7 protein-coding genes and 1 pseudogene are annotated in these 10,520 nt (G+C 68.0%); 5 read left to right on the top strand and 3 right to left on the bottom strand.

Going from position 1 to position 10,520, the window contains the following annotated elements; genetic code table 11:
• Nucleotides 1-168: 168 nt before the first annotated feature.
• Complete coding sequence (locus ACTIL2_RS10350; protein WP_442337388.1) at nucleotides 169-1,170, top strand: IS481 family transposase; 1,002 nt, start codon at nucleotides 169-171, stop codon at nucleotides 1,168-1,170.
• On the opposite strand, the gene ACTIL2_RS10345 is transcribed toward ACTIL2_RS10350, so the two are convergent.
• Nucleotides 1,167-2,594, bottom strand: coding sequence for an NAD(P)/FAD-dependent oxidoreductase (locus ACTIL2_RS10345; RefSeq protein WP_442337387.1), 1,428 nt, complete (start codon nucleotides 2,592-2,594; stop codon nucleotides 1,167-1,169). The two genes, ACTIL2_RS10350 and ACTIL2_RS10345, sit on opposite strands and share 4 nt — an antisense overlap.
• A gap of 304 nt (nucleotides 2,595-2,898) precedes the next feature.
• On the opposite strand from ACTIL2_RS10345, the gene ACTIL2_RS10340 reads away from it, so the two are divergent.
• On the top strand, nucleotides 2,899-4,212 hold the full coding sequence (locus ACTIL2_RS10340) for a class I SAM-dependent methyltransferase (protein ID WP_442337386.1): 1,314 nt from the start codon (nucleotides 2,899-2,901) through the stop codon (nucleotides 4,210-4,212).
• Between the two features lie 16 nt (nucleotides 4,213-4,228).
• Here ACTIL2_RS10340 and ACTIL2_RS10335 read toward each other — a convergent pair whose 3' ends face one another.
• Complete coding sequence (locus ACTIL2_RS10335) at nucleotides 4,229-5,614, bottom strand: MFS transporter (protein ID WP_442337385.1); 1,386 nt, start codon at nucleotides 5,612-5,614, stop codon at nucleotides 4,229-4,231.
• A gap of 148 nt (nucleotides 5,615-5,762) precedes the next feature.
• On the opposite strand from ACTIL2_RS10335, the gene ACTIL2_RS10330 reads away from it, so the two are divergent.
• Complete coding sequence (locus ACTIL2_RS10330) at nucleotides 5,763-7,457, top strand: FAD-binding dehydrogenase (protein WP_442337384.1); 1,695 nt, start codon at nucleotides 5,763-5,765, stop codon at nucleotides 7,455-7,457.
• Between the two features lie 164 nt (nucleotides 7,458-7,621).
• Nucleotides 7,622-9,037: pseudogene (locus ACTIL2_RS10325) on the top strand (amidase family protein).
• On the opposite strand, the gene ACTIL2_RS10320 reads toward ACTIL2_RS10325, so the two are convergent.
• On the bottom strand, nucleotides 9,034-9,543 hold the full coding sequence (locus tag ACTIL2_RS10320; RefSeq protein ID WP_442337383.1) for a phosphoribosyltransferase: 510 nt from the start codon (nucleotides 9,541-9,543) through the stop codon (nucleotides 9,034-9,036). The pseudogene ACTIL2_RS10325 and the gene ACTIL2_RS10320 overlap by 4 nt on opposite strands.
• Nucleotides 9,544-9,566: 23 nt before the next feature.
• Here ACTIL2_RS10320 and ACTIL2_RS10315 point away from each other — a divergent pair, with 23 nt between their 5' ends.
• Nucleotides 9,567-10,511 carry a 2-dehydropantoate 2-reductase gene (locus ACTIL2_RS10315; RefSeq protein ID WP_442337390.1) on the top strand — a complete coding sequence of 315 codons (945 nt, stop codon included), beginning with the start codon at nucleotides 9,567-9,569 and terminating at the stop codon, nucleotides 10,509-10,511.
• Nucleotides 10,512-10,520: the final 9 nt, after the last annotated feature.

The raw sequence follows: 10,520 nt of genomic DNA, 5'->3' as shown, positions 1-10,520 counted from the left end.
CCGGGCGGTTGCCCGGGGTGTCACTGGTGTGGGTTCTTCGTGTCCGTGACCTAGTTGTACTTCCCGGGGAGGTTGTGAACACCCCGTCGGGGGATGACACATAAGGAAGACCTCCGGTAACCGTGGTGGGTGAATGACTACTCACGACGGGAAACCAGGAGACCTTCCATGACCCACCGTAACGCACCCCTGACCCCAACCGGCAGGGCCCGCCTGGTCGCATTGGTCATCGACCACGGCTGGACCCAACGCCGGGCGGCCGAAAGGTTCAACGTCTCCCCAGCCACAGCCCACCGCTGGGTGACCCGCCACCGCGCCGGCGAACCATTGACCGACCGCACCAGCAGGCCACACCGCTGCCCGCACCAGCTGGAACAGCAGCGGGAACGCCGGATCATCAAGCTACGGTTCACCCACCGGTGGGGACCCCACCGCATCGGCTACCACCTCGGTGTCGCCCGCTCCACGGTTGGTCGGGTGCTGGAACGTCACAACATGCCCGCGCTGGACTGCGTTGACCAGGCCACCGGTCTGCCGGTACGCACGACCGCTCCGACACGCTACGAGAAGTCCCGGCCGGGCGAGTTGGTGCATGTCGACATCAAGAAACTCGGGCGGATCCCTGACGGCGGCGGATGGCGGATGTTCGGCCGCGGCTCCGACCAGCACCGGGCATCAGGCCGGGCCAGCGATGCGGCGGCACGCGCCGGAGCATCCCCGTCGCGTGGCTACCGCTACCTGCACCACGCCATCGACGACTACTCGAGAGTCGTGTACTCGGAGATCCTCGACGATGAGCGTAAGCACACCGCCGCTGGTTTCTGGTCCCGGGCCAACGACTTCTTCGGCCAGTTGGGGGTCACCGTGGAGGCGGTGATGACCGACAACGGTGCCTGCTACCGCTCTAACGCGTTCAACGACGCCCTCGGTGAGGGGGTGAAACACCGGTTCACCCGGGCGTATCGGCCGCAGACCAACGGCAAGGTCGAGCGGTTCAACCGCACGCTGATGAACGAGTGGGCCTATGCGAGACCGTATCTGAGTGAGACGCACCGTGAGGCGGTGTACGAGCAGTTTCTGCACCACTACAATCACCATCGAGCCCACACCGCTATCGCAGGCCTGACTCCCTCAGCGCGTGTTCACAACCTCACGGGGAACTACACCTAGTCGGAGACTGCCTTGGTGTCGCGGCCGTCGCCGAACTTCAGGTTGTCGCGCACCTCGATGGAGCGGATGTCCTTCTCGTCCTCCAGGTCGCGCAGCTTGTTGAGTGCATTGCGTGCGTGCAGCTGCTGGCGGGTGGCGACCAGGTGCCACCGGTTCGGTGACACGGAGTTCATTCCCCAGCTGTACACGGCGACGAAGCGGTTGCGGAAGCCCACCATGAACATCAGGTGCACCGCGAGCCACATGACCCAGCCCGGGAAGTGGGAGATCTCCGCCTTGTCCAGCTTAACGACCGCGTAGAAGCGCGAGACGATGGCCATCGTCCCCTTGTCGAAGTACTCGAAGGGCTTACGCTCGGTGATGCCTTCCTCGACCTCCGCCTTGATGGTCGAGGCAGCGTACTGGCCGGACTGCATGGCGACCTGGGCCAGGCCCGGGAGCTTGTCGGGGCTCATCATCATGTCACCGATGATGAAGATCTCCGGGTGGTCACCGACGGAGAGGTCCTTGTTCACCGGGACACGTCCGGCGCGGTCGGCGTCGACCCCGTCGATCTGGTCGGTGATGTGCTTGCCCAGCGGGCTGGCGGCGACGCCGGCGGACCAGATCTTGCAGTACGCCGAGACCGTGGTCTCTTCCTCGGTCTTCATGTTCTTCCAGGTCACACCATCCTTGTCGACGTTGGTGACCATGGAGTCGGTCACGACCTCGACGCCGAGCTTGTTGAGTTGCTTGGCGGCCTTGCGCCCCAGCTTCTTGCCGAACGGGGGGAGGACCTGGGGGCCACCGTCGACGAGGAGGATGCGGGTCTGCTCGGTGTCGGTGCTGCGGAACTCATTGCGCAGCGTGCGGTGGGCCATCTCCGCGAGCTGGCCCGCGAGCTCCACACCGGTGGGGCCCGCACCGACGATGACGAAGGTCAGGAGGCGCTTCTTCTCCTCGGGATCGTCGGTGATCTCCGCGCGCTCGAAGGCGCCGGTGATCCGGGCGCGCAGCTCGAGGGCGTCATCGATGCTCTTCATGCCGGGGGCGAACTCGGCGAAGTGGTCGTTGCCGAAGTAGGACTGGCCTGCACCGGCGGCGACGATGAGCGAGTCGTAGGACAGCACGACCTCCTTGCCGCCCAGGTCGGCGGTGACGATCCTGTCCTCGACCTCGATGCCGCGGACCTCGGCCTTGATCACGCGGGCGTTCTTCTGCTTGCGCAGGATCTGCCGGATCGTCGGGGCGATCTCGCCGGAGGACAGCACACCGGTGGCCACCTGGTACAGCAGCGGCTGGAACAGGTGGTGGTTGGTGCGGTCGATGATGGTGACGTCGACGTCGGCGCCGGCGAACTTCTTGGCGGCGAACAGTCCGCCGAAGCCGCCGCCGATGATGACGACGTGATGGCGGCCCGAGGGGCGGGTCGGGGTGGGGGTCATAGTGTCAATCTCCTCGTTCTGCAGCACTCACGGGCCACCGGGTGAGGGGGCTCCAGCGCTGCTGTGTTCTGACGTGTTGTCCGTGTTAGTCCGGGGTTTCTCGTGGACGCCGGTGTAGTGTCGTCAGCCGACGGACCTCCCGGTCGCGTCGGACCTGATTGCCCATACTAGTGCTTGTCGCAGACAGACTCATCACGTGGGAGGTAAGCGGCGAGCATGGCATGCCGCAATGTCCGTTTCGCGGCGAAAACGGGGGGAGCCACACTGTGGCAGGCAACGGCGGCACGGCAGGAAGGAGCGCACGGTGGCATCACCCGGGACCGGTGGTCGCGCTGGTCGCGACGCCCGCGAGGGGTACATCGACCCTGCCCGCTGGCCCGGTGTCGCACGGCAGCCGGATGCTCATTTCCTCGGTCGGCGGGCCACTAACCTGCAGGAACGACTGGAGCGGTTGACACTGGCGCACGGGGTGTCCCTGACCCCCGGGGCCTCGCCGCGGTTCGTGGTGCAGGACGGCATGGTCCTGGACCGGGTGGTGGACTCGGGCTGGCTCGGCCTCGCGGAGGGGTACATGGCGGGGGAGTGGACGGCGGATCCGCTCCCGGAGGTGTTGGGGGTACTGCTCGGCCAGCCGTTGGAGGGCGGCTTCGGGCGTACCCTGTCCCGGCGTCGCCGTCGGGTCGCCGGACAGGTCCGCGCGGGCGAACTGCCCGACGCCCTGGTCGGCATCTACGCCGGTGAAACGCGGTCGACCGGCTCGGCCCTGTTCGCCTCGGGGACCAGGACGTCCGAGGTGGAGAACCCCCAGCAGGACGGGGGTACTCCGCCGGTCAACGTCCGGTACCTGGACGCCCCCACTGACCCGGACCTGGTAGAGCGGGCGGACCTGGATTCCGCCCAGCTGCACCGGATCAACGCCATGCTGGACGAGGCGCAGGTCGGCCCGGGGCACCGGGTGCTGGAACTGCCGTCCTCCGGCGGTGCGCTGCCGGTGATGGCGGCACGCCGGGGTGCGCATGTCGACGTGCTGACCTCCGACGTCGACCATGCCGAGGCCGTGCGGGCCCGTGCCCATGAGGCGGGGGTGGGTGGGGCTGTACGGGTGCAGTCCATCCGCGGCCCCGTGCCGTCCCCGCGGCAGTGGTCGGGCACCTATGACGCGGTGTTCAGCGTGGAGCGGATGGAGACCCTCGGTGACGACGGGACCTACCACTTCCTGCGCGCGGTGGAGCGCATGCTCGCCGCGGACGGCATCGCCGTCATCCAGTCGGTGACGGGCACCCCCGGCGGTGCACTTCCGGAGGAGACGGTGGACGAGAGCCTGGATGTGGTCCGGGCCTACATCTGGCCCGCGCTGCACTACCCCACGGTCGGTCACGTGACCACCCAGGCGAACCGGGCGGGTCTGCAACTGACCGCACGGAACAGGATGGGGTCGCACTACGCGACCACCCTGGCGTTGTGGAGGTCGGCGTTCGGCGCCCGCGAACGGGCCGCGGCCGCCGCCGGGTACGACCCCGTCTACCGCAGGCTGTGGGACTACCAGCTCGCCCTGCACGAGGCCCTGGCGACAGAGGGCGCGCTGGACTGCCAGCAGTACGTTCTGCGCCGCCGGTAGAACGGGGGGCGGGAGCCTAGATCGAGTAGAGGTCGGCGTCCTTCGTCTCCCGCATCAGCCGGATCGCGACCAGGCTGATCAGGGTGACGACCCCCAGGTAGACGCCCACGGCCCACGGGCCGTACTGGGTGGCCAGCGCCACCGCGATGAACGGTGCGACGGCAGCACCGAGGATCGAGGCGAAGTTGTAGGCGATACCGGAGCCGGTGTAGCGCACGTTGGTGGGGAACATCTCCGGCAGGACCGCGGACATCGGGCCGAAGATCAGGCCCATCAGGAACATGCCGATCGACAGGTAGATCCCCGCCTTCAGCTCGCCGGACGTCGCCGGGTCCAGGAAGGCCTGGAAGGCGCAGCAGTACACCAGGATCAGCACGGAGACCACGGTCAGGTACTTGCGTCGGCCCACCGTGTCGGCGAGGTGGCCGGCGATGGGGATGCCGACGACGAAGAACAGTGCGGCGATCAGCTGGATGACCAGGAAGTGGTTGTACTCGATGCCCAGTCCCTCGCCGGCGTCCCTGTCACCGATGCCGAAGGACAGGAACCAGGTGGTCACGATGTAGAACAGGGTGTAGGTCGAGACCATGACGAACGTCCCGAGCAGGACGGGGCGCCACGCGGTGCGGAAGACCTCGACGGTGGGGACCTTGACGTCCTCGCCCTTGTCCAGGGTCTCCTGGAAGACGGGGGTCTCGTCCAGTTTGAAGCGGACGTACAGGCCAATGACCACCATGACCGATGACAGCAGGAACGGCACGCGCCAGCCCCAGGCCAGGAAGTCGCCCTCGACGTCGCCGTCGGTGTGCTCCATGATCATCACGAGCAGCAGGAACAGGCCGTTGGCCAGCAGGAACCCGAACGGGGCGCCGAGCTGAGGCCACATGGCGGCGCGGGCGCGCTTGCCCTCCTCGGCGTTCTCGGTGGCCAGCAGTGCGGCACCGGACCACTCGCCGCCCAGCCCGATGCCCTGGCAGAAGCGCATCAGTGCCAGCAGCGCGGGTGCCCACAGGCCGATCTGGTCGTAGGTCGGCAGGCAGCCGATGATGAAGGTGGCGACGCCCATGGTGAGCAGGGCGCCGATCAGGGTGGCCTTGCGGCCGATCCGGTCGCCGAAATGACCGAACAGGACGGAGCCGACCGGGCGGGCGACGAAGGCCAGGCCGAAGGTCGCCAGTGAGGCCAGCAGACCGATGGTGGAGTTCTCGTTCTCCGGGAAGAAGAGGTGGGGGAAGACCACGATGGCGGCGGTGGCGTAGGCGTAGAAGTCGTAGAACTCGATCGTCGTGCCGATGGTCGAGGCCAGGATCACCCGGCTGCGCTTGTTGCCGCTGGTGGGCTCCGGTGTCGCGGAGGAGGGGTTCGGGGACGCACTGCCGGCGTCGTCGAGGGTTGTGGTCATGTGTACCGGTGCTTCTCTTCTTGATCGATCATGCGCGTTGGGACGTGAAAGAAACTTACGCTTCCCATTGTGTGAACGCAATGCGTTCATTCAATGGGATCGCCGGGGTGGCTACGCAGGTCCACGGAAGTATCTAGACTCCTTTCCTATGGGAGATAACACAGTGATCATTGTCGGGGCCGGGCTCGCCGGACTCGTTGCCGCCCACGAGGCGCAGAAGGCGGGGAGGGACGTCCTCGTCCTGGACCAGGAGAACCGGGCGAACCTCGGCGGGCAGGCGTTCTGGTCGCTGGGCGGACTCTTCTACGTGGACAGTCCGGAGCAGCGGCTGATGGGCGTCAGCGACTCCGAGGAACTCGCCTGGCGGGACTGGGAGAATTCCGCGCAGTACGGGGACACGTCCCCGGGCGGCCACGACCACTGGCCCGCACAGTGGGGCCGCGAGTACGTCCGGTTCGCGGCCACGGAGAAACGCGACTACATGAAGAAGCTCGGCCTGAACGTCCTGCCCACCATCGGCTGGGCGGAACGGGGAAGCGGCGACGCGTCCGGCCACGGGAACTCCGTCCCGCGCTTCCACCTGTCCTGGGGCACCGGTCCCGAGGTCGTGCGCGTGTTCCGCGAGCCGTTGCTGGAGGCGGAGAAGGAGGGACGGGTGACTTTCGCCTTCCGTCACCGTGTCGATGAATTGATTGTCGAGGGAAAGGGGGACGCCGCATCCGTCGTCGGGGTCCGCGGCAGCGTGCTGTCGGACTGCGATGAACTGGGGCGCGGGGTGGAGTCCCCCCGCGAGGTCGTGGACAGCTTCGAGTTCCGTGGAGCGGCCGTGGCGGTGACCTCCGGCGGTATCGGGGGCAACCTCGACCTGGTGCGGCGCTCCTGGCCGACCGAACGCTGGGGGGAATGCCCGGACGACATGGTCACCGGCGTGCCCGCCCACGTCGACGGCCGGATGATCGGGATCTCCGAGTCCGCTGGGGCGTCCACCGTGAACACAGACCGGATGTGGCACTACACCGAGGGGATGCTCAACTGGGACCCGGTGTGGCCCAACCACGGGATCCGCATCATCCCCGGCCCCAGCTCCCTGTGGTTCGACGCCGCCGGCGACCGGCTGCCCACGAACCTGTTCCCGGGGGCGGACAATCTGGCGTCCCTGGCTCATATCGGACGCACCGGCCACGGTTACAGCTGGTTCGTGCTCGACCAGACCATCGCCGACAAGGAGTACATCTTCTCGGGCTCGGAACAGAACCCCGACCTCACCGACAAGTCCCTGAAGAAGCTGGCGGGCAAGGTCGGTCCCGGCACGCACGTGGCGGTGCAGAACTTCATGGACCACGGCGAGGACTGGGTCATCGCCGATGACCTGGAGACGTTGGTCGAGCAGATGAACGGGGTGACCGGATCCGGGGACGGCTCCGCTCCGGTCATCGACGCCGCCCACCTGCGCCGTCAGATCGAGGACCGGGACAGTCAGCTCGACAACAAGTTCTCCAAGGACGCCCAGGTCAACTACCTGGGCACCGCACGCAACTTCCTCGGCGACAAGATCGTCCGGGCCGCCGGACCGCACAAGATCCTGGACCCGGCGAACGGCCCGCTGATCGCCGTGCGCCTGCGGGTGCTGACCCGTAAGACGCTCGGAGGTATCGAGACGGACCTGTCGGGACGCTGCCTGCGCTCCGATGGCTCGGTACTGCCCGGCCTGTACGCCGCCGGTGAGGTCGCCGGCTTCGGCGGTGGCGGGATGCACGGCAACAACGCGCTGGAGGGGACCTTCCTCGGCGGCTGCATCCACAGCGGCAAGCGCGTCGGCGAGGCGCTGGGCGCACTCGGGTAGGGACAGGATCGGGGTGGGGACCCCGAACCGGCGGCACTTTCACACCCCGGCCGATTTCCACATCGTGAGACCTGCAGGTCAGGGCGTTGGGGGTGTGGTTCGGATCTGTGTCACAGTGTGAAAGTCTGTCGCCCGGGGTGTGCCTCTGCGGCTAAGGTCAGGTCATGGACACCGCAGCAGGAGATACGTCGCCCTGGCACAGCCTCGACGCCCACGGGTGGCGGGACCGGGTCGCAACGCTCACGGACTCGACGTGTGACGGCGCGACCCGGGGGATCCGGGCAGCGCTGGATCGCATCGCCCGGCTCGACCGTGACCTCAATGCCTTCTCCACCGTCCTGGCGGAGGAGGCGCTGGACGCGGCGGCCGCGTTGGACCACCTCGCCCCGGGGGACCGAGGGCCGCTGCACGGGGTTCCGGTCGCGGTGAAATCCGAGCTCAACGTCAAGGGCGTGGTCACCACCTTCGGGACCAGGGCGAACACGACACCGGCTGGGGAGGACAGCCTGGTCGTGCGGACACTGCGCGGGGCTGGGGCGATCATCGTCGGCACCACCCGCATGCCCGAGTTCGGCGCCTGGCCGTACACGCAGACCACCGGGTACGGGGTGACCCGGAACCCCCGTGACCAGTCGAGGACGCCCGGTGGATCCAGCGGCGGGTCGGCGGCGGTGGTCGCGGCCGGCTTCGTCCCGGTCGCCCTGGGAGGGGACGGCGGAGGATCCATCCGCATCCCTGCGGCCAATACCGGGCTCGTCGGACTGAAACCGCAGCGGGGCAGGGTCTCCGCCTCCCCGAACGCGCACCTGTGGCATGCGCTGGGGACCACGGGGCCGCTCACCAGGTCCGTGCGTGATTCCGCCCTGGTCTAAGACCTCATCGCCGGTTCGCAGGACGTGGATGACTACCGTGCCGAACCGATCGGCTCCCTGCAGGACGCAGAGCAGCAGGCGGACAGTCGCCCACGGCTGCGCATCGGTGTGGCGTTGAACGCCCCGGCAAGGACGGCCACACTCCACCCCGAGCACGCCGATGTAGTGAGGAGGGCGGCTGACTTCCTCAGGGAAGCGGGGCACACGGTCATCGACCGGGAACCGGAGTACCCGGACCCCACGGCGTCCTTCATCCCCCAGTTTTTCGCCGGCATCCGTTCGGAGGCCAGGGAGGTTGAGCACCCCGAGATGCTCGAACGCAGGACACGCGCCGTGATCCGGCTGGGCTGCTGGGCGGTCGAGCCGGTGCGGTTGTGGGCCGAGGAGAAGGGGAAAGCCATCGCGCGGCGGATGGATGCGACCTGGCAGGACGTGGACCTCCTGCTCACCCCCACGGTGCCGGGCCGTCCCGGGGAGGCGAATGCCATCGAGGGGAAGGGCGCGGTGCGCACGCTGCTGGCGGCCAGCGGCCCCGTCGCCTACACGGCGATGTGGAATGTGACCGGGTTCCCTGCCGCAGCCGTCCCGGCGGGCACGGGGACGGACGGCCTGCCGTTGTCGGTCCAGCTGGTGGGCCCGGATAATTCGGAGGAACGCCTGGTCGCCGTGGCCGCCGAACTGGAGCGGGTCGGCGGGACGTGTCGCTAGCTGGCGTCGCTGCCGCCGGGTGTTCCGGTGGGCGTGATGACCGGGAAGTCGGACCAGGGGAAGTCGATCCACTGGTCGGTCTTCCTCCATACGTAGTCCGGGGTGATGATCGAGCGCGGCTTGTGGTAGATCACCGCGGTACGCGATTCTGCGACGGTCGCCGCGCAGTACTCCTGGACCAGTTCCAGGGTCTTGCCCGAGTCGGCGACGTCGTCGGCGATGAGGACCTTCATGCCGGACAGGTCGATGGCCTCCGGGGTGGGCGGCAGCATGACGGGTGCCTCGAGGGTCTCCCCGATGCCGGTGTAGAACTCCACGTTGATCACGGAGACGTTCTTCACCCCCATCGCGTAGCCGAGCGCACCGCCGATGAGCAGGCCGCCGCGGGCGATGGAGAGGATCAGGTCGGGCTTGTAGTCGTCGATGACCGTCTGTGCCAGGTCCTTGATCGCGTGGCCGAAGAGGTCGTAGGTGAGAATCTCGCGTTCGCTGTTCGTGGGGCTCATGGGAGATTATCGTACTGGGCATGCTGAGAATCGGAATCATCGGAGCCGGGGCGGTCGGCACTTTCTTCGGTGCGGGCCTGGCACGGGCAGGTCACGAGGTCACCGTCCTGGCACGCGGGAGCACGCTGGAGCAGGTCAGGACGACCGGGCTCACGGTCACCGGGGGCGTGGTCGACTCGGATCCCATCGCCGTTCGTGCGGTGGAACGGCCGGCCGACCTCACCGCGCGGGACGGTTCCCCGGTGGACGTGGTCCTGCTGGCGGTGAAGGCGACGGGGCTGACCCCGGACACCCGTCGCAGGCAGATCGCCGCGCTGATCAGTGATATTCCCGGTGGGCCCCCGGTGGCGACCACGCAGAACTCGGTGGAGGCCCACCGTCTGGTCGCCGACGTGGTGGGGGAGCAGCGGACCTGGCCTGGCGTGGTCCGCGGATTCTTCATCCACACCGGTGCGGCGACCGTCCGGTTCGACGGAGGGGTGCGCAGTTACACCACCGGTGTGTGGGGCGGGGAGGGCAGTACGCGGGACGCCGGCCTCGCCCGGTTCGCCACCGCCCTGGACGACGCGGGGATCAGCGGCATCGTCCGCGACGACGTGTGGAGCGACATCTGGGAGAAGGCCATGTTCGTCACCTGTTTCGGTGCACTCGGGGCGGTGGCGGACCGACCCCTCGGGGTGCTGCGCAGCGAACTGCGCGGCAGCCTGACCGCACTGATGGAGGAGGCTGCGGCCGCCGCACGCGGTACCGGTGTCGACCTGTCGGACGACGTGGTGGAACGGACGATGGCGTTCACCGATGCCCAGCCGGAGGGCTCCACCAGTTCGATGCAGCGTGACATCGCCGCCGGTGACGCCGGTGAGCTGGACTCCCAGCTCGGAGCGATCACCCGGGCCGGAGCCGCCCACGGTGTGCCCACCCCGACCCTCGACCTGCTGGAGGAGCTGTTGAGGCTCCGTCTGTGCTGAGCGTAGCCG

Origin of the sequence: Corynebacterium sp. (genome assembly GCF_052107835.1) — a bacterium.
Classification (GTDB): domain Bacteria; phylum Actinomycetota; class Actinomycetes; order Mycobacteriales; family Mycobacteriaceae; genus Corynebacterium.
This window is presented reverse-complemented; position numbering and strand designations above follow the sequence as displayed.